Origin of the sequence: Streptomyces orinoci, from assembly GCF_003121295.1 — a bacterium.
Lineage (GTDB): Bacteria > Actinomycetota > Actinomycetes > Streptomycetales > Streptomycetaceae > Streptomyces > Streptomyces orinoci.
Map to the genome: position 1 here is coordinate 100194 of NZ_PHNC01000038.1, position 19836 is coordinate 120029.

Below are 19836 nucleotides of genomic sequence, written 5' to 3' on the forward strand. Positions count from 1 at the left end.
CGGAGACCCCATTCCGGAACAAGAGCTCGTCTAAAGATCGCTTGACCGCAAGAGGCCCTTCGGGGCAACGATTGCCGTTCGACTGGAGATGACGTGGCCGGGCGTATCGAGGATTACGCACTCATCGGTGATATGCAGACCGCCGCCCTGGTCTGCCGGGACGGCACCGCCGACTGGCTGTGCCTGCCCCGGTTCGACTCCCATGCGGCGTTCGCCGGTCTGCTGGGCACCGAGGAGCACGGTTATTGGCGCATCGGCCCGGCGCACCCCTCGGGGGCGGCGCCGCCGCGGGCCGACCGGCGCCGTTACCGGGGCGACTCGCTGGTGCTGGAGTCCGAGTGGGACACCGCCCGCGGCACGGTCCGGATCATTGACTTCATGCCGCCGCGTGATGGCGCTCCGCAGCTGATCCGCATTGTGGAGGGCGTCAGCGGGCGGGTGCCGATGCGCTCGGCGATGCGGCTGCGCTTCTCCTACGGCCGGGTGGTGCCCTGGGTGCACAAGGTGGGCGACCGCACGGTGGCCGTCGCCGGGCCGGACTCGGTCTGGCTGGACACCACCGCCGACACCTTCGGCAAGGACCTCACCACCTACTCCGACTTCACCGTCTCCCCCGGTGAGCGCGTGGCCTTCACCATGAGCTGGCAGCCCTCGCACCGGGAGCCCCCCGGGCTGCCCGAGCCGGAGGCCGCCCTGGAGGCCACCGAGGACTTCTGGCGGGAGTGGGTGGCGCACTGTACGTACCACGGCCCCTACCGGGACGCGGTGGTCCGCTCGCTGATCACCCTCAAGGCGCTCACCTACGCCCCCACCGGCGGCATCGTGGCCGCCCCCACCACCTCGCTGCCGGAGGAGATCGGCGGCGTCCGGAACTGGGACTACCGCTTCACCTGGCTGCGGGACGCCGCGATCACCCTGTCCTCGCTGCTGCGCACCGGCTACCGCGAGGAGGCCCGCGCCTGGCGCGAGTGGCTGCTGCGGGCAGTGGCCGGTGACCCGGAGAACCTCCAGATCATGTATGGCATCGCGGGCGAGCGGGAACTGGGCGAGGCGGAGCTGCCCTGGCTGCCGGGCTATGAGAACTCCCAGCCGGTGCGCATCGGCAATGGCGCCGCCAACCAGCTCCAGCTGGACGTCTACGGCGAGGTCACCGAGGCCCTGCACCTGGCCCATATGACCGGTCTGGCCCGCAACGACTACGCCTCGCTGCTCCAGCTGCGGCTGATCAGCTATCTGGAGGACCACTGGAACGAGCCGGACGAGGGCATCTGGGAGGTACGCGGCCCGCGCCGCCACTTCGTCCACTCCAAGGTGATGGCCTGGGTGGCGGTGGACCGCACCATCAAGCTGATCGAGTCCGGTGATGTGGACGGGCCGCTGGAGCGCTGGCGCGAGCTGCGCGAGGACATCCACCGCGATGTCTGCGAGAAGGGCTACGACAAGGAACGCAACACCTTCACCCAGTCCTATGGCTCCAGGGAACTGGATGCCTCGCTGCTGCTGATTCCGCAGATGGGCTTTCTGCCGCCGGACGACAAGCGGGTGATCGGCACCATCGAGGCCATCCAGCGCGAACTGTCCACCCCCGACGGCTTTGTGCTGCGCTACCCCACCGCCGGCGAAGAAGCCGGGGTGGACGGTCTGGCCGGTGACGAAGGGGCCTTTCTGGCCTGCTCGTTCTGGCTGGCGGACGACCTGGCGATGATCGGCCGGGTGGACGAGGCCCGCCAGCTCTTCGAGAAGCTGCTGGCGCTGCGCAACGATCTGGGGCTGCTGGCAGAGGAGTGGGACCCGCGCCTGAAGCGCCAAGTGGGCAACTTCCCGCAGGCGTTCAGCCATGTGCCGCTGATCGACACCGCGCTGCGGCTCACCGCGTCGAGCGCCTTCGGAGGCTGAAGTACAGCGCCAACGCGCTGACGGGGGCGGACAGTACGGCTGCGGCGGCGTTCAGCCCGCCGTAGCCGTAGAGGGCGGTCAGTGCGCCGGAGAGGGCGCCGCCGCCCGCCCCCACCAGGTTCATCAGGGTGTCCGACAGCCCCTGCACCTCCGGCCGGTGCGCCGCGTCCACCGACTCGCTGAGCAGGGTGGACCCGGCGACCGTGGCACAGGACCAGCCCACCCCCAGCAGGAACAGCCCGGCGGCCACCGGAAGTTGGCGTCCTCCCGAGGTGCCCGCCAGCAGGGTGGCCAGTACAAAGACCGCCTGCCCCAGCAGGATCACCGGCACCCGGCCGATCCGGTCGGCCAGCCGCCCCACCAGCGGGGAGAGCCCGTACATCCCGGCCACATGCAGGCTGATGGTGAGCCCCACCACGCTCAGCGAAGCGCCATGGTGGGCCAGTTGGACGGGCGTCATGGTCATCACCGACACCATCACGGCATGACCCAGCACCAGGGCGCCCAGGCCGGTGAGCGCGGCGGGCGAGGCCGTCACCTGCCGCAGGGCGCCGCGCAGCCGGACGCCGAGGCGCTCCGGCGCCGGCCGCCGCTCCGTTCCCGGCCCGCCGGCGAGCAGCAGCGGGTCGGGGCGCAGCCGCAGCCGGATGACCGCCCAGCCGGCCAGGAAGGCGGCCACCGAGAAGACAAAGGTGCCCGCCGGTCCGGGCAGGCCCAGCGCCGGGGCCAGCGCCTCGCCGGGTCCGCTGAGATTGGGGCCCAGCACACTGCCCACGGTGGTGGACCACACCACCATGGACAGCGCCCCGGCCCGGCCGCCGGGCTCGGCCAGGTCGGTGGCCGCGTACCGGGACTGCAGGTTGGCGGCGGAGGCCGCGCCGATCAGCAGCATGCCCAGCAGGGTCAGCGGCACCTGGCCCAGCGCCGCGGCCACCAGTACGGTCACCGCCCCCACGGCGGCCACCAGCCAGCCGGCGCCCAGCCCGGCCCGTCGTCCGCGCGCCCGGGACAGCGCGGCCAGCGGCACCGAGATCAGCGCCGCCCCCAGGGTGGTGACCGTGGTGGCCAGCCCGGCGGTGGCGGCGGAGCCGCTGAGCCGCTCGATCAGCAGCCCTCCGGAGGAGATCATCGAGCCCATGCCTATTCCGGCGACCACCTGCGCGGTCATCAGCACCCGGACGGTGTGCCGCTGTACGGCGGCCCGGTCCGGCGACCCCACATCGGGTGAAATACCGGATATATCAGGCTTGTTGGGGCGTTCGGGCTCATCGGCGCGTGCGGCGGCTCGGGCCATGCGGCACAGCGTAGGAGCCGCCTCCCGCCGACGGCAGCCCCGGCGACAGCCCCCAGGACAGCCCTGACCAGTGCCGCAGCACCCACAGAACACCGGCTGACCAGTAGCAATCCCCCCACCCGTCACATAGGTTCCAGCCATGCGACCGCAAGGCACCATCACCGTGGCCCGAGCCCTCGAACTGCCCGCGCTGCGCAGGGGCCTGCCCGAGGTGATGGCCGCCGCCGGCCGGCTGCACCGCCCGGTGCGCTGGGTGCACGCGGGCGAGGCCCCCAATATCGCCGCCCTGCTCAAGGGCGGCGAGCTGCTGCTCACCACCGGCCTGGGCCTGGGCAGCCGGCCCGCCGAACAGCGCGCCTTCGTCCGCGGCCTGGCCGAACGCGGCATCGCCGCCCTGGTGGTGGAGCTGGGCTCCCGCTTCACCACCCTGCCGCCCGCCATCGTGGACACCGCCCGGCACCACGATCTGCCCCTGGTCCAGCTGCACCGCGAGGTGCCTTTTGTGGCCGTGACCGAGGAGATCCACACCGAGCTGGTCAATGAGCACTACGCGCTGCTGCGGCGCGCCGAGTCGGTGCACCGCGACTGCACCGGGGCCCTGCTGAACGGCGGCGGCATACCCGAAGTCCTGCGGCTGTTCGCGGACTTCGCGGGCAACCCGGTCTTCCTGGAGTCCGCCGACGGACGCCTGCTCTACGCGGCCGGGCCCTCCCCCGCGCCCACCGGTGCCGCCGATCCGCTGCAGGTCTGGGACGGGCTGCGCACCGCCGAGCTGGCCGGACGGCTGACCGCCGAGGTCCCCGGCGCCGGCCCCGGCCCCGAGGCGGTACGGGCCCGGCTGACCGTGCTGCCGGTCAACACCCCGCCCACCCCGGTGCACCGGATCGCCGCCGAGCGGCTGGCCGGCCTGCTGGCGGTGGCGCTGCTCCAGGCCCGCCAGGAGGAGGAACTGGCCGCCTGCGGCCGGGGCGACTTCCTCACCGCCCTCGCCGAGGACCGCCTCGACCCGGCGGATGCCCCCGCCCAGGCCCGGGTCCTGGGCTTCAGGCCCGGCACCGGCCCCCTGCTGCCGGTGACCCTGCGGATCACCGCCGACCCGCTGACCCACCCCGGCTGGGCCGCGCTGACCTGCGCGCTCCAGAAGGAACTGGCCACCGTGGGCGCCCCGGTGCTGCTGGGCGTACGCCGCCCGGAGGGCCGGCTGCCGCTGCTGGCCGGGCTGCGCGAGGAGAGCGAGCGCCCGGCGGTCGCCGACCGGCTGGCGGCCGCACTGCGCGCCGGTGCCCGGCGGGCCGGCGCCCGGCACCCGGTGGTGGTGGTCGGCACGGTGGCCGACTGGGCCACGGCGGGCGCGGGCCTGCGGCACACGGCGGACGCGGCCACGGTGGCCCAGGCCCTGCCGGACCGTCCCTGGCACGATGTACGCGGCCTGGATGTGGACCTGCTGCTGTGGCGGCTGCGCTCGCACGGCGACCTGGCGGCCTTTGTCCAGCGGGTGATCGGCCCGCTGCTGGCCCATGACCGTACGGCCCGTCCCCCGCTGCTGCCCACCCTGGAGACCTATCTGGCCCACGCGGGCCGCAAGGCGGAGACGGCCCGCGCCCTGCACCTCAACCGGCAGACCCTCTACGACCGCCTGGCCCGCGTCTCCCGCCTGCTCGCGGCGGACCTGGACGATCCGGACACGGCCCTCTCCCTCAACCTGGCGCTACGGGCCCGGCGTTGGGCCATCGACTGACGCCCACCGGCCCGCGGCCGCCAACGGCGCCCAACCACCCACCGGAAAGCCCGCCCCACCCGGATTGGGCAACGGGTGGCGCTGGGGGTACCCCCGGACGAAGTCTGGGGGAGGGCGGGGTCAAAAACGCGAGCCCAACTCATCGTAAACCGCAAGGACATGCGCAACCGTATCGTCCTCCGAAGGCCAGCGCGCCGCCTGCAAAGGCCCCGCAGCAGCCAGCCGAGCCCGCCGCTCCGGATCGGCCAGCAAGCACGCGACGGCATCCCCCAGGGCCGCAGGATCCCCATACGGCACCAACTCAGCCGCATCCCCCACCAACTCGGCCACACCCCCCACCGCCGTGGCCACCAAAGCCACCCCCGCGTGCAGCGCCTCCTGCGCCAGCAGCGACCGTGCCTCCCAACACCCCGGCAGCACCGCCACATCCGCCACCGCCAGCAGCTCCGGCACGTCCTCCCGCAGTCCCACCAACCGCACCGGCAGCGCCTCTTGAGTGATCCGCCGCTGCAACAGCGCCCGTTGCGACCCCTCACCCGCCACGATCAGCAGTGGTTCCGGATCCAGCTCACGCCACCGCCGCGCCGCGTCGAGGAGCAGCCCGTACCCCTGTTCCGGCTCCAGCCGGCCCACCGCCACCAGCAACGGACGGCCCACCGCGCCCAGTTCGGCCCGTACCTTGTCCCTCGGCGCCTGGTCCTCGCCGGAAAGGTCCGGCACCGGGCGGGGCGCCGGAAAGGCCACCGGCGCCAGCCGGGCGTCCCGCGCCCCGCGCAGCCGCGCCTGATCCACCAGCTCCGAGGAGGCGCCCAGCACCACCGTCGCCCGGCGCGCCGCCCGCCGCTCCATCAGCCGCACCATATGCGCCCTCGCCCCCACCGCCCTTACCCGGGTATGCCAGGTGACCACCAGCGGAGTGGCCCGGCCGCGCAGCGCCAGCGCGGCCAGCACTCCCGAGCGCAGGCCATGGGCGTGCACCACATCCGCGTCCGCCACCGCCGCCCGGATCCCGGCCACCGCCGGCGCGTCCGCACCGGGGCGCAGGGCCTTGAAGGAGGCGCCCGCCTCCGCGAAGCCGTACCGCTGCCCGGTCCACTCCGGCGCGCACACCGTCACCCGCAGCCCCCGGGCCACCAACCCGGCCGCCAGCGACCGCACATGGGCACCGCTGCCCGCACTGCCACTGCCCAGGACCTGCACGGCATGCAAGGGTTCTCGCCCCTGGGACACGGCGGGTGTGCTGCTCACGCGAGGAGGGCTCCTGGCTCGGCATCGGCGGGGCGCTGTGGGGTGTCGCTGACGGGGTGTCGCTGACGGGGTGTCGCTGCAAAAGGCACGCGAGGTACGCGGACGTACGGCGCCCGCACCGCGCGGTGCCGTAGGCCAGGATGCCAGCCGCCACCGACATCCCGGCACCACCGCCCCGTGGTGGGCGTGCCCTGTCTCGCCCGCACATCCCCGGATTCACCCGCTTTGGGGACCAGTTGCCATGGGTTGAACGGGTTGAACGAGTTGAGCGGGTTGGACCACTTCAACCGGATGGGCCGGATCACGCGGAAAAGTGCGCCGGCCACCACGACAACCCAGTTGAGCCGGCCGAACCGGAAGAGCTGGAAGAGCCGGGGCGCCCCAAGCACCCCGCCCGGCTACCCCACCGCCGCCCGCGCCGCCGCCAGCAACTCCTCCGCGTGCGCCCGGGCGAGCTGCGAGTCCTCCTGCCCGGCCAGCATCCGGGAGAGCTCGCGCACCCGGTCCTCGCCCTCCATGGCCTGCACCCCGCTGCGGGTCACCGAGCCGTCATGGGTCTTCTCCACCACCAGGTGCCGGTCGGCGAACGCGGCCACCTGCGGCAGGTGGGTGACCACCACCACCTGCGCGGACCGGGCCAGCCGGGCCAGCCGGCGGCCGACCTCGACCGCCGCCTTGCCGCCCACGCCCGCGTCCACCTCGTCGAAGAGATAGGTGGGCACCGGATCGGAACCGGCGAAGACCACCTCCACCGCCAGCATCACCCGGGACAGTTCACCGCCCGAGGCGCCCTTGGCGATGGGGCGCGGCTGGGCCCCCGGGTGCGGCGTGAGCAGCAGCTCCACCTCGTCCGCGCCGTGCGGCCCATAGGCCACTGCCCGGCCGCCGACCTCGATGCCGGCCTCCTCGTCCGCCACCTCGTTCTGCCGGATGGCGAAGCTCACCCGGGCGTGCGGCATGGCCAGTTCGGCCAGTTCCCCGGTGACCGCCGCGGCGAACCGTTTGGCCGCCTCCTCCCGGGCGTCGGTCAACTGCTGGGCCAGCGCGCCCAGTTCGGCGCGCAGCGCGGCGCGCTCGGCGGTCAGCTCGGCGATCCGGTCGTCATCGCCCTCCAGCTCGCCCAGCCGCGCGGCACTCCGCTCGGCCCAGGCCAGCACGGCGGTGATGCCCTCGCCGGTCTCGTCATATTTGCGGATGAGGTGGGTCAGGGCGGCCCGCCGTTCCTCCACGGCCGCCAGCCGCCGGGGGTCGGCGTCCAGGTCGGAGGCGTAACCGGCCAGATCGCCGGCCACATCGGAGAGCAGGATGCCGAGCTCGCCCAGCCGTTCGGCCAGCGCGGCCAGCGCCGGGTCATGGGAGCGTACGGTCTCCAGCGCGCGGTGCGCCCCGGCCACCAGGGTGGTGGCGTCCACCGCCTCCGGATCCTCCGGGTTGCCGGCCAGGGCGGCATGGGCGGCGTTGGCAGCGGAGGCCAGGGCCTCGGCATGGCCCAGCCGTTCGGCCTCGGCGGCGAGCTCGGTGTCCTCCCCGGGCAGCGGCTCGGCGGCGGCGATCTCCTCCAGCCCGAAGCGCAGCAGGTCGGCCTCCTGGGCGCGTTCCCGGGCCCGGGTGGTCAGCTCGGTCAGCTCGGCGGAGACGGCGCGCAGCCGGCGGTAGGCGTCGGTGTACTTCGCCAGGGGTACGGCCACCGCCTCGCCCGCATAGCGGTCCAGCGCCTGCCGCTGCCGGGCCGGACGCAGCAGCCCCTGCTGGTCGGTCTGACCGTGCACCGCGACCAGCTCCTCGGCCAGCTCGCCCAGCAGCCCCACCGGTACGCTGCGGCCGCCCACATGGGCCCGGGAGCGCCCCTCGGCGGAGAGGGTCCGGCTGATCAGCAGGGTGCCGTCGTCCAGTTCGGCGCCGGCCTCCTCGGCCCGCAGGGCGACGGACGAGCGCTCGTTCACCGCCAGCCGCCCCTCGACCACGGCGGACTTGGCGCCGACGCGCACCAGCGCCGGGTCGGCGCGACCGCCGAGCAGCAGCCCGAGGCTGGTCACGACCATGGTCTTGCCCGCCCCGGTCTCGCCGGTCACCGCGGTGAAACCGGGTGACAGCTCGACCACCGCGTCATCGATGACGCCCAAGGACCGGATCCGCATCTCCTCCAACACGGATACGACCATACGAGGTCCCGGGCCGCCCTTGCGACGGCCTCCCCCACCGACCGCCCTGGGGACAGCACCACCACCGGTCCGGGTGACCGCTCCATGGCGCGGTCCCCGGGGCGCGGACCAGGCTGGAACGGTGAAGCCAGGCATCCGTACCGTCACCCTCCTGCTGGCCACCGCCCTCGCCCTCACCGGCACCGGCAGCGCCTCCGGCGCCCCCGCCGACTCCGGCGCCCTGGACGGGCTCTGGCGCACGGACGGCTATGGCACCCTCGTCGCCATCGACCACGGCGGCCACCGGCTGCGCACCTATGAGACCACCGCCCTTGGCTGCCTGCCCGGCGCCACGGACGCCACCGGCACCGGTTCGGGCCGGTTCCGGCAGCCGGGCGAGCCGGATCTCACCGTACGGCCGGACGGTCCCGGCCGCGCCCGGCTGGCCTTCGACGACGACGCCGGCCACCGCACCCTGCTGCGGACCCGCTCTGCGCCCAAGGACTGCGCGGGCCGCCCCGACCACGATCCCCGCCACATCTTCGATGTCTTCTGGCAGACCTTTGCCGAGAACTACCCCTTCTTCGCCGCCAGGAAGACCGACTGGACCGCGGTTCGTGACCGTTTCCGCCCACAAGTGACCGCCAAGACCACCGAGGACCAGCTCTTCGCCATCCTCCGGCAGATGATCGAACCCCTCCGGGACGGCCACACCTACCTCGACGCCGGCCCCGGCCGCCGCTTCTCCGGCCATCGGGCGGACACCGAGCTTCCCACCCCCGCCTCCATCGCCCGGATCGACCGGGCGGTGGCCGAGAGCGTCGGCGTCCCACTGCGCCGGTGGGCCCGGGGCGCCCTCTCCTACGCCGACCTTCCGGACGGCACCGGATATCTGCGGATCACCCGGTTCACCGGCTATGCGGACAAGGGCGGCTTCCCGGCGGACATGGCCGAACTGGACCGCGCCCTGGACGAGATCCTCACCCCGGCCCGCACCAGCGGCCCCCGGGCGCTGCGCGGCCTGATCCTCGATCTGCGCTTCAATGGCGGCGGTTCGGACCGGCTGGCGCTGCGGGTGGCCCAGCGGCTCACGGACCGCCCGTACACCGCCTACGCCAAGCGGGCCCGCAACGACCCCCGTGACCCCCGCCGCTTCACCATCCCCGAGCCCATCCATGTCACCCCGCGCCCGGGCCCCCGCTTCACCGGCCCCCTGGCCGTGCTCACCGGCCGGCTGACCATCAGCGCCGGTGAGACCTTCACCCAGGCCCTGATGTCCCGCGCCCCGGCCCCCGTCCGCATCGGTGAGAACACCCAGGGGCTCTTCTCCGACATCCTGGACCGCCACCTCCCCAACGGCTGGACCTTCGGCCTGCCCAACGAGGAGTACCTGACCCCGGCGACCCACCGCACCTACGACATCACCGGCATCCCGCCCCATATCGCGGTCCCGGTCTTCACGGACGAGGAGTTCGCCCACCACCACGATTCGGCCCTGGCCCAGGCCCGAAAACTCCTCCGGTCCACCCCTTAGGGGCGCGGGGAACTGCGCGACCAGCCACAGACAACCCGCACCCGAAAGCGCCACCGCCAAGATCTAGTGCGGCGCCCCCCGCCACCCAGCCACCGGCAACGCGAACTTGGCCACCAGCCGGTCGGTGAACGACGCATGGTGCAGCCGGGCGAGCCGCACCGGCACCGCCCCCCGCCGCACCTCCACCCGTGCCCCCGCGGGCAGTTCAATGGTCCGCCGCCCGTCACACCACAGCACCCCATTCGGCGTCTGCGGCTGAACCTCCACCGCCAGCACCGAATCCGGCGCTGTCACCAGCGGCTTGGCGAACAACGCATGCGCGCTGATCGGCACCATCAGCAGCGCCTCCACCTCCGGCCACACCACCGGCCCCCCGGCCGAAAAGGCATAAGCGGTCGATCCGGTCGGAGTGGCACACACCACCCCGTCACCGCCGAAGCGGGACACCGGACGGCCGTCCACCTCGGTGACCACCTCCAACAGCCGCTCCCGGGCCGCCTTTTCCACCGAGGCCTCGTTCAACGCCCAGTCGGTGTGCACCACATGACCGTCCGTGCGCACCAGCACATCGAGGGTCATCCGCTCCTCGACCTCATAGGCCCGGGTGACCACCCGGTCAACGACCTTGTCCAGATCGTCCCGTTCGGCCTCGGCCAGAAAGCCCACCCGCCCCAGGTTGACGCCCAGCAGCGGCACCCCGGAGCGCCGGGCGAACTCCGCCCCCCGCAGCAGGGTGCCATCGCCGCCGAGCACCACCAGCAGCTCACAGCCCTCCAGCACATCCGGGTTCCCCGGACCGGCCTCCACCCGCTCCACCGAGGAGGGCAGCGGCAGGTCGGCGGCCTCCTCGGCCAGCACCCGTACTCCGATGCCACAGCGCAGCAGCCCCTGGACAACCAGTTCCGCACTGCGGATGGCCGCCGGACGCCCGGTGTGGGCCAGCAGGAAGACGGTCCGTCTCCCCGTCGCCGACGCTTGCGGTGTTGCTTCTGTAGTGGTCAACGGGGCCCCTCCGCCACTGCACGGTCAACGTCCGCCGGGTCCAGTTCCGGTGCACCGGCGCGCAGCCACAGAAAGTACTCGACGTTACCCGACGGCCCCGGCAGCGGGCTGGCGGTCACCCCCAGCACGCCCAGCCCCAGCCCGGCCGCCTGCCCGGCCACCGTGCGCACCGCCTCGGCCCGCAGCTCGGCGCTGCGCACCACGCCTCCGCTGCCCAGCCGCTCCTTGCCCACCTCGAACTGCGGCTTGACCATCAGCACCAGGTCGGCGTCGGGCGCGGCACACCGCACCAGCGCGGGCAGCACCAGCCCCAGCGGAATGAACGACAGATCGCCCACCACCAGATCGACCGGCCGCCCGTCGATCTGCTCCAAGGTCAACTCCCGCACATTGGTACGGTCCTTGACGATCACCCGCTCGTCGCTCTGCAGCGACCAGGCCAGCTGCCCGTAGCCCACGTCCACCGCCACCACCTCGGCAGCCCCGGCACGCAGCAGCACATCGGTGAAGCCGCCGGTCGAGGCGCCCGCGTCCAGCGCCCGCCGCCCCGCCACCCGCAGCCCGCGCGGCACAAAGGCGGCCAGCGCACCGGCCAGCTTGTGCCCGCCCCGGGAGACATAGTCCGGGTCGCTGTCGTCCTGGACGACCACCAGCGCCGCGCTGGTCTCCACCTGGGTAGCGGGCTTGGTGGCCTTGGCGCCGCCGACGGTCACCCGCCCCGCGGCGATCAGCTGGCTGGCATGCTCCCGCGAGCGGGCCAGCTTGCGGCGCACCAGCTCCGCGTCGAGTCGGCGGCGGGTCACTGCCACGTGCGGTTCAGCTCCTGAGGTCGTACGGACGGGCCGGGGCACCCCCGGCCTGGACGGAGGGACGGTCCAGCGCTGCCAGCGCCTCGCGCAGCCCCCTGTGTACATCCTCGTACACCTCGAGGTGGCCGCCGACGTCGAGGTGGTCGGCATCGGCGAGACGCACCAGCTGTGCGTCCACATCGGCATTGCCGGTGGGCGTCCGCTCGACGCCCAGGCCCTGGTTCGGCTCGGTCATGGTCCCGACGCTACCTTGACCGGTGTACCGTCCAGGGCAATGGCGACCACCGAGGAGTGCCTGGGCGCACTGGACCGACTGGCGGAGAACCTGGCCACGGCCGACGAGCGGCTCCGCGGCGCCGCCATGCTCGACCGCTCGCTCAGCTGCCATGTGACCGACCTCGATGTCACCTTTGTCGGCCATCTCAGGGAGGGCCACCTCAGAGAGGTACGCACCGTCCACGGCCTCCCCGAACGGCGTGCCGAGATCGGCCTGGAGCTGACCAGCGACGACCTGATCGCCCTGGTGGACGGCCGCCTCAACTTCGCCCGCGCGTGGGCCTCCGGCCAAGTCCGCCTCCAAGCGGGCCTACGCGACATCCTCCGCCTGCGCTCCCTGTTCTAGAGCGCCCCGCCAGGGGCGCGGGGGAACTGCGCGACCAGCCACCGACCACCCGCACCCGAAAACGAACCGGGACACCCCCTCAGGGGCGCGGGGAACTGCGCGACCAGCCACCACGCGCCCGCACCCGAAAACGAAACGACACGCCCCCAGGGGCGCGGGGAACTGCGCGAACAACCACAGCCGGCCCGCACCCGAGAGGAAACCCACGCCCCGGGGGCGGAGGCATCACGACCGGGCCAAAGGCCGTCCCGGGCCGATCACGCAGTTCCCCGCGCCCCCCTAAGGGTGCACGCGGCACCGAAGCCCTCAGCCCAGCGTCCGCAACCCCAGCCGATCCAGCGCCTTCCCCGCCTCCAGCCCACACGAGCCCTCACCCGCCGCCGTCCAGGCCACCGCACACAGCGCCCGTAGCCCGTCAACCGGCCGCCCGTCGCCCTCCAGGGCAAGCTCTCCGCCGTCCGCCGAAGCGGTCCACCCGCCACAGGCGAACCCCTCCCCCGCCGGCGACACCACCGGCTGCGGCTCCAGCAGCCCCCGTAGGTCCTCCGCCACATAGGTCGGCCGATGCCGCGGCTCCGCGGCCAGCAGAACCGCCGGCGTGGTCACCCCGGTGAGCACCAGCAGCGAGTCCACCCCGCCCGCGTACGCCCCCTCGATGTCCGTGTCCAGCCGGTCCCCGACCACCAGCGGCCGCCGCGCCCCGGTCCGCAGCACCGTTTCCCGGTGCATCGGCGGCAACGGCTTGCCCGCCACCCGCGGCTCACCGCCCGTGGCGATCCGTACCACCTCCACCGCGGCCCCGTTCCCCGGCGCGATCCCCCGAGCGCCGGGGATGGTCAGATCCCGGTTGGAGGCGAACCACGGCACCCCCCGGCGCACCGCATAGGACGCCTCCATCAGCCGGGACCAGGGCATGTCCGGCCCGCCGTACCCCTGGACGACCGCCGCCGGATCGTCGTCCGCCGAATCCACCGGCACCAGCCCGCGCTCCCGCAGCGCGACCCGCAGCCCCTCCCCGCCGACCACCAACACCCGGGACCCGCTGGGCAGTTCATCGGCGATCAGCCGGGCCACCGCCTGCGCGGAGGTGATCACATCACCGGCCTCGGCCGGTATCCCCAGCTCGGTGAGGTGCCCGGCCACCGCCTCCGGCGTACGCAGCGCATTGTTGGTCACATAGGCGAGCCGCATCCCGCCGGACCGGGCCGCCGCCAGGGAGTCCACTGCGTGCTCGATGGCCGCCCCGCCCGCGTACACCACACCGTCCAGGTCAAGCAGCGCGGTGTCATAGGCCGTGCTGAGCGGCGATTCACTGCCATCGGTCCGGGTACGGACGCCTTCGCTCATGCGAGGTTCGCTCCTTGTGCTGTTCATCTCTCTTTGGATCATTGCTCATCCGGCCATGGGACATAACATTTCCCAATGACCACTCCAGGGCACCGTGCAGGGCAAGGACTCCAACTCGCCCCCTTCCGAGGGCTGCGCTATGTCCCGGAGCGCGTGGGCAGCCTCGCGGCCGTCACCTCGCCACCGTACGACGTGGTGGTCCGGCCCGAAGGACTGCGGCACCTGGAGACCGCCGACCCGTACAACATCGTCCGGCTGATCCTCCCGCAGGCGGCCACCGCCACCGAGCGCCACCGCCGGGCCGCCGAGACCCTGCGCCGCTGGCAGCGGGAGCAGATTCTGGCCCCCGACCCGGAACCGGCGCTCTACGTCTATGAACAGCGCGGCGAGGGCATACTCCAGCGCGGGCTGATCGGCGCCCTGCGGCTGACCCCGCGCGAGGAGGGCATCGTCCTGCCGCACGAGGACGTCATGCCGCACATCATCGAGGACCGCGCCGCCCTGATGCGGGACACCGGAGCCAACCTGGAGCCGCTGCTCTTCGCCTACCGCGGCAATGGCACCGCCACCGGAGCGGCCGCGGTGATCGAGCAGACCATCCGCACCGAACCGCTGCTGTCCACCACCACCGAGGACGGCTATGCCCACCGTCTATGGGCGGTGACCGACCCCGGGCAACTGGCCCTCATCGGCGAGGACCTCGCCCAGCGCCACGCCCTGATCGCCGACGGCCACCACCGCTGGGCCACCTATCTGCGGCTGCGCGCCGAGCAACCGCAGCCCGGCCCCTGGGACTTCGGCCTGGTGCTGCTGGTGGACACCGCCCGCTACCCGCTCCGGGTACGCGCCATCCACCGCCTGCTGCACCGCCTCCCGGTGGCCGGCGCACTGGCCGCGCTGGGCGGCGGATTCCGGGTAAGCACCCTGGACGTACCCCTGGCCGAGGCCCTGGAGGCGCTGGCCGAGGCCAAGGCCACGGACCCCTCCGGCAATGCCTTCCTCCTGGCCGGCGACGGCCGCTTCCACCTGCTGGACCGTCCGGACCCGGACCTGCTCGCCCGCACCGTCCCGGCCGATCGTCCGCGCGCCTGGCGCCAACTGGACGCCACCGTGCTGCACTCGGCGCTTCTGGAGACGGTCTGGCGAGTGCCGGACGACCCCGAGCACATCGGCTACATCCATGACACCGAGGCCGCCGTGGAACAGGCCGAACGGCACGGCGGTACGGCCGTGTTGATGCACCCGGTCCATGAGGACGTGGTACGGGAGCTGGCCGAGCAGGGCATCACCATGCCGCGCAAATCCACCTCCTTCGGCCCCAAGCCGGCAACCGGCCTGGTCCTGCGGAGCCTTGACCTCAACTGACCACGCGGCACCCACCGGGACCGGCACAACAAACCGAGGGCGGAACCCACTTGGGGGTCCGCCCTCGTCAGCTCAGCCGCCGTAGCCGGCCTCAGCCCTGCTCGCCGGACTCCTCGGCGTCCTTGCCCTTGGACTCCGTGTCCTCGGTCTCCGTGTCCTTGGACTCCGTGTCCTTGGACTCCGTGTCCTCGGTCTCCGTGTCCTTGGACTCCGTGTCCTTGGACTCCGTGTCCTTGGACTCCGCCGGCCCGGCCTTCGCTTCCTCGCCCTGCGGCTCCTGCTCCGCGTCCTCCGACTCGTCCAGCGCGTCGGTGAACTCCACGCCATCCAGCTCGGCCAGCCGGTCGGAGGCGTTGGTGGTACCGCCCTGATCGGCCTCCAGGGCCTTGGCGAACCACTCCCGCGCCTCGGCCTCGCGGCCCACCTCCAGCAGCGCGTCCGCGTAGGCGTAACGCAGCCGCGCGGTCCACGGCTGGATGGAGTTGGAGGCCAGCTCCGGGCTCTGCAGGGTCACCACGGCCGCGTCCGCCTGGCCCATGTCCTTACGGGCACCGGCAGCGACCAGCCGCATCTCGACCTGGCCCGCCTTGTCCAGCTTCTGCACCTCGGGCTCGCCCGCCATGGCCAGGGCGCGCTCCGGGCGGCCCATGCCACGCTCGCAGTCGGCCATGATCGGCCAGAGCTCGACCGAGCCGGTCATCCGCCGGGCGGCCCGGAACTCGGCCAGCGCCTCGGCGTACTTGGCGACGGCGTACGAGGCGAAGCCGGCAGCCTCCCGCACGGCGGCGACCCGGGACGCCAGCCGCAGCGCGACCCGCGAGTACCCATAAGCCTGCTCCGGGTCCTCATCCAGCAGCTTGGCGACCATCACCAGGTTGCGCGCCACATCCTCGGCGAGCGTCTTGGGCAGGCTCATCAGCTCCTGACGGACGTCCGCGTCGATCTCCTCACCGGTGACGTCATCCGGGATCGGCAGCCGCTTGACCGGCTCCCGCTCACCACGGTCCCGGTCGCGGTCGCGATCCCGGTCGTCACGGCGGCCATAGCCACGGGACCGGTCGTCCCGCCCCCGGAAGCCGCCACCCTGCCGGTCCCGGTCCTCCCGGTACGGCCGACGCGGACCCCGCTCATCCCGGCGGTCATCGCGACGGAACCCGCCCCGCTCGTCGTCCCGCCGCGGACCGCGGTCGTCGCGACGGTCGTCCCGCCGGAAGCCCGGACGCTCGTCACGCCGCTCATCACGGCGGAAACCACCGCGCTCATCATCGCGACGCGGACCACGGTCATCGCGCCGGCCAAAGCCGCCCCGCTCATCCCGGCGGTCATCACGCCGGAACCCACCACGGTCATCGTCCCGGCGACCGAAGCCACCACCCGGACGGCCACCACGGTCATCCCGGCGGTACCCACCCCGGTCATCATCCCGGCGGAAGGACGGACGGTCATCGCGCCGCTCATCGCGACGGAAGCCGCCCCGGTCGTCATCCCGGCGCGGACCACGGTCGTCACGCCGCTCATCCCGCCGGAAGCCCGGACGCTCGTCACGCCGCTCATCACGGCGGAAGCCGCCCCGGTCGTCATCCCGGCGCGGACCACGCTCACGGTCGTCACGGCGGAACCCACCACGATCCCGGTCATCCCGTCGGGGACCGCGGTCGTCGCGACGGTCGTCCCGCCGGAAGCCCGGACGCTCGTCACGCCGCTCATCACGGCGGAAGCCGCCGCGCTCATCATCGCGGCGCGGACCACGGTCATCGCGTCGGCCGAAGCCGCCCCGCTCATCCCGGCGGTCATCGCGACGGAAGCCGCCCCGGTCGTCATCCCGACGCGGACCACGGTCGTCACGCCGCTCATCCCGCCGGAAGCCCGGACGCTCGTCCCGGCGGTCATCACGCCGGAACCCACCACGGTCATCGTCCCGGCGACCGAAGCCACCACCCGGACGGCCACCACGGTCATCCCGGCGGTACCCACCCCGGTCATCATCGCGACGGAAGGACGGACGGTCATCGCGGCGGGACCCGCCACGCGCATCGTCCCGGCGCGGACCGCGAGGGCCGCCCGTACGGCGCGGCTCGCCGCCGGATCGGCCGTCGGGAGAGTTGGTGGACATCGAGGTGACTCCTGTCTTCAGGTACCGCAATCATTCTCGCGCAGCCGGTGGGCAAGCGCTCATCGAGAATGAGAGAAAGGCAAATACAAAAGGACCCTTGGTCCCAGCTGAACGCTGGGACCAAGGGTCCTTGAAAGATTGTTCGGCGGCGTCCTACTCTCCCACACGGTCCCCCATGCAGTACCATCGGCGCTGAAAGGCTTAGCTTCCGGGTTCGGAATGTAACCGGGCGTTTCCCTAACGCTATGACCACCGAAACCCTATCGGTTTCGAGCGAACAAGCACACTTTTCAATTAAGTGGTTCTGCTCAAAGCCGGCAACTGTTCGTTGCCTCAGAACTTACACAGTGGACGCGAGCAACTGAGGACAAGCCCTCGGCCTATTAGTACCAGTCAGCTCCAACCGTTACCGGTCTTCCACACCTGGCCTATCAACCCAGTCGTCTACTGGGAGCCTTACCCCATCAAGTGGGTGGGAGCCCTCATCTCGAAGCAGGCTTCCCGCTTAGATGCTTTCAGCGGTTATCCCTCCCGAACGTAGCCAACCAGCCATGCCCTTGGCAGGACAACTGGCACACCAGAGGTTCGTCCGTCCCGGTCCTCTCGTACTAGGGACAGCCCTTCTCAAGACTCCTACGCGCACAGCGGATAGGGACCGAACTGTCTCACGACGTTCTAAACCCAGCTCGCGTACCGCTTTAATGGGCGAACAGCCCAACCCTTGGGACCGACTCCAGCCCCAGGATGCGACGAGCCGACATCGAGGTGCCAAACCATCCCGTCGATATGGACTCTTGGGGAAGATCAGCCTGTTATCCCCGGGGTACCTTTTATCCGTTGAGCGACGGCGCTTCCACAAGCCACCGCCGGATCACTAGTCCCGACTTTCGTCCCTGCTCGACCCGTCGGTCTCACAGTCAAGCTCCCTTGTGCACTTACACTCAACACCTGATTACCAACCAGGCTGAGGGAACCTTTGGGCGCCTCCGTTACCCTTTAGGAGGCAACCGCCCCAGTTAAACTACCCACCAGACACTGTCCCTGATCCGGATCACGGACCCAGGTTAGACATCCAGCACGACCAGAGTGGTATTTCAACGACGACTCCACACACACTGGCGTGCATGCTTCACAGTCTCCCACCTATCCTACACAAGCCGAACCGAACACCAATATCAAGCTATAGTAAAGGTCCCGGGGTCTTTCCGTCCTGCTGCGCGAAACGAGCATCTTTACTCGTAGTGCAATTTCACCGGGCCTATGGTTGAGACAGTCGAGAAGTCGTTACGCCATTCGTGCAGGTCGGAACTTACCCGACAAGGAATTTCGCTACCTTAGGATGGTTATAGTTACCACCGCCGTTTACTGGCGCTTAAGTTCTCAGCTTCGCCCCACCGAAATGGAGCTAACCGGTCCCCTTAACGTTCCAGCACCGGGCAGGCGTCAGTCCGTATACATCGCCTTACGGCTTCGCACGGACCTGTGTTTTTAGTAAACAGTCGCTTCTCGCTGGTCTCTGCGGCCACACCCAGCTCAGAGAGCGTGTCTCATCACCGGACATGGCCCCCCTTCTCCCGAAGTTACGGGGGCATTTTGCCGAGTTCCTTAACCATAGTTCACCCGAACGCCTCGGTATTCTCTACCTGACCACCTGAGTCGGTTTAGGGTACGGGCCGCCATGAAACTCGCTAGAGGCTTTTCTCGACAGCATAGGATCATCCACTTCACCACAATCGGCTCGGCATCAGGTCTCAGACTATATGTCACGCGGATTTGCCTACGTGACGTCCTACACCCTTACCCCGGGACAACCACCGCCCGGGCTGGACTACCTTCCTGCGTCACCCCATCGCTCACCTACTACAGGTCTGGTCCGTCGGCTCCACCACTCCCCTCAACTCCGAAGAGATCAGGGCGGCTTCACGGACTTAGCATCGCCTGGTTCAGCGCTGGCGCTTCAAAGCGGGTACCGGAATATCAACCGGTTGTCCATCGACTACGCCTGTCGGCCTCGCCTTAGGTCCCGACTTACCCTGGGCAGATCAGCTTGACCCAGGAACCCTTAGTCAATCGGCGCAAGAGTTTCCCACTCTTGTATCGCTACTCATGCCTGCATTCTCACTCGTGAACCGTCCACAACTACCTTCCGGCGCTGCTTCACCCGGCACACGACGCTCCCCTACCCATCACAGCAGACGTTGGTCCTTATGCTGCAATGACACGACTTCGGCGGTACGCTTGAGCCCCGCTACATTGTCGGCGCGGAATCACTTGACCAGTGAGCTATTACGCACTCTTTCAAGGGTGGCTGCTTCTAAGCCAACCTCCTGGTTGTCTCTGCGACTCCACATCCTTTCCCACTTAGCGTACGCTTAGGGGCCTTAGTCGATGCTCTGGGCTGTTTCCCTCTCGACCATGGAGCTTATCCCCCACAGTCTCACTGCCGCGCTCTCACTTACCGGCATTCGGAGTTTGGCTAAGGTCAGTAACCCGGTAGGGCCCATCGCCTATCCAGTGCTCTACCTCCGGCAAGAAACACACGACGCTGCACCTAAATGCATTTCGGGGAGAACCAGCTATCACGGAGTTTGATTGGCCTTTCACCCCTAACCACAGGTCATCCCCCAGGTTTTCAACCCTGGTGGGTTCGGTCCTCCACGACCTCTTACAGCCGCTTCAACCTGCCCATGGCTAGATCACTCCGCTTCGGGTCTTGGGCGCGCTACT

General features: G+C 70.9%; 14 protein-coding genes and 2 rRNA genes. 5 read left to right on the forward strand and 11 right to left on the reverse strand.

Annotation, left to right across the window (positions count from 1 at the left end):
* Positions 1-93 precede the first annotated feature (93 nt).
* Entirely contained in the window at positions 94-1896 is a 1803-nt protein-coding gene (locus tag CV755_RS32815) for a glycoside hydrolase family 15 protein (protein WP_109284481.1), read from the forward strand.
* Here the strand turns inward: CV755_RS32815 and CV755_RS32820 are convergent.
* The gene (locus CV755_RS32820; protein ID WP_109284483.1) at positions 1868-3190 is read right to left on the reverse strand and encodes an MFS transporter; all 1323 of its coding nucleotides are present in this window, start codon (positions 3188-3190) and stop codon (positions 1868-1870) included. The two genes, CV755_RS32815 and CV755_RS32820, sit on opposite strands and share 29 nt — an antisense overlap.
* Positions 3191-3329: 139 nt before the next feature.
* Here CV755_RS32820 and CV755_RS32825 point away from each other — a divergent pair, with 139 nt between their 5' ends.
* Positions 3330-4928, forward strand: a complete 1599-nt coding sequence (locus tag CV755_RS32825) for a PucR family transcriptional regulator (RefSeq protein WP_109284485.1) — start codon at positions 3330-3332, stop codon at positions 4926-4928.
* Between the two features lie 120 nt (positions 4929-5048).
* On the opposite strand, the gene CV755_RS32830 is transcribed toward CV755_RS32825, so the two are convergent.
* On the reverse strand, positions 5049-6176 hold the full coding sequence (locus CV755_RS32830; protein WP_109284487.1) for a glycosyltransferase family 4 protein: 1128 nt from the start codon (positions 6174-6176) through the stop codon (positions 5049-5051).
* A 398-nt stretch (positions 6177-6574) separates the two neighbouring features.
* Positions 6575-8338, reverse strand: a complete 1764-nt coding sequence (gene recN, locus CV755_RS32835) for a DNA repair protein RecN (RefSeq protein WP_109284489.1) — start codon at positions 8336-8338, stop codon at positions 6575-6577.
* 121 nt (positions 8339-8459) lie between these two features.
* On the opposite strand from recN, the gene CV755_RS32840 reads away from it, so the two are divergent.
* Positions 8460-9851, forward strand: a complete 1392-nt coding sequence (locus CV755_RS32840; RefSeq protein WP_241561542.1) for a S41 family peptidase — start codon at positions 8460-8462, stop codon at positions 9849-9851.
* Between the two features lie 63 nt (positions 9852-9914).
* On the opposite strand, the gene CV755_RS32845 is transcribed toward CV755_RS32840, so the two are convergent.
* The 3 genes from CV755_RS32845 to CV755_RS32855 are packed head-to-tail and all read right to left on the reverse strand — an operon-like array spanning position 9915 to position 11897.
* Positions 9915-10853: an NAD kinase gene (locus CV755_RS32845; RefSeq protein WP_109284493.1), complete on the reverse strand. Its 939-nt coding sequence runs from the start codon at positions 10851-10853 to the stop codon at positions 9915-9917.
* Complete coding sequence (locus tag CV755_RS32850; protein ID WP_109284496.1) at positions 10850-11656, reverse strand: TlyA family RNA methyltransferase; 807 nt, start codon at positions 11654-11656, stop codon at positions 10850-10852. The genes CV755_RS32845 and CV755_RS32850 overlap by 4 nt, the downstream gene beginning before the upstream one ends.
* A 13-nt stretch (positions 11657-11669) precedes the next feature.
* Entirely contained in the window at positions 11670-11897 is a 228-nt protein-coding gene (locus CV755_RS32855) for a hypothetical protein (protein WP_109284498.1), read from the reverse strand.
* A gap of 39 nt (positions 11898-11936) precedes the next feature.
* Here CV755_RS32855 and CV755_RS32860 point away from each other — a divergent pair, with 39 nt between their 5' ends.
* A complete protein-coding gene (locus CV755_RS32860; RefSeq protein WP_109284499.1) occupies positions 11937-12284 on the forward strand; it encodes a sterol-binding protein in 348 nt (115 codons plus the stop codon).
* 306 nt (positions 12285-12590) lie between these two features.
* On the opposite strand, the gene CV755_RS32865 is transcribed toward CV755_RS32860, so the two are convergent.
* Positions 12591-13631, reverse strand: a complete 1041-nt coding sequence (locus tag CV755_RS32865) for an HAD hydrolase-like protein (protein WP_109284501.1) — start codon at positions 13629-13631, stop codon at positions 12591-12593.
* Between the two features lie 75 nt (positions 13632-13706).
* Here CV755_RS32865 and CV755_RS32870 point away from each other — a divergent pair, with 75 nt between their 5' ends.
* Positions 13707-14996 carry a DUF1015 family protein gene (locus CV755_RS32870; protein WP_109284503.1) on the forward strand — a complete coding sequence of 430 codons (1290 nt, stop codon included), beginning with the start codon at positions 13707-13709 and terminating at the stop codon, positions 14994-14996.
* Between the two features lie 91 nt (positions 14997-15087).
* On the opposite strand, the gene CV755_RS32875 is transcribed toward CV755_RS32870, so the two are convergent.
* The 4 genes from CV755_RS32875 to CV755_RS32885 all read right to left on the reverse strand — a co-directional run.
* A complete protein-coding gene (locus tag CV755_RS32875; protein ID WP_193553530.1) occupies positions 15088-15912 on the reverse strand; it encodes a tetratricopeptide repeat protein in 825 nt (274 codons plus the stop codon).
* On the reverse strand, positions 15912-16889 hold the full coding sequence (locus CV755_RS35010) for a hypothetical protein (RefSeq protein WP_162605222.1): 978 nt from the start codon (positions 16887-16889) through the stop codon (positions 15912-15914). The genes CV755_RS32875 and CV755_RS35010 overlap by 1 nt, the downstream gene beginning before the upstream one ends.
* A 360-nt stretch (positions 16890-17249) precedes the next feature.
* Positions 17250-17366, reverse strand: a 5S ribosomal RNA gene (gene rrf / locus CV755_RS32880).
* Between the two features lie 106 nt (positions 17367-17472).
* A 23S ribosomal RNA gene (locus CV755_RS32885) occupies positions 17473-19836 on the reverse strand; the annotation flags it as partial.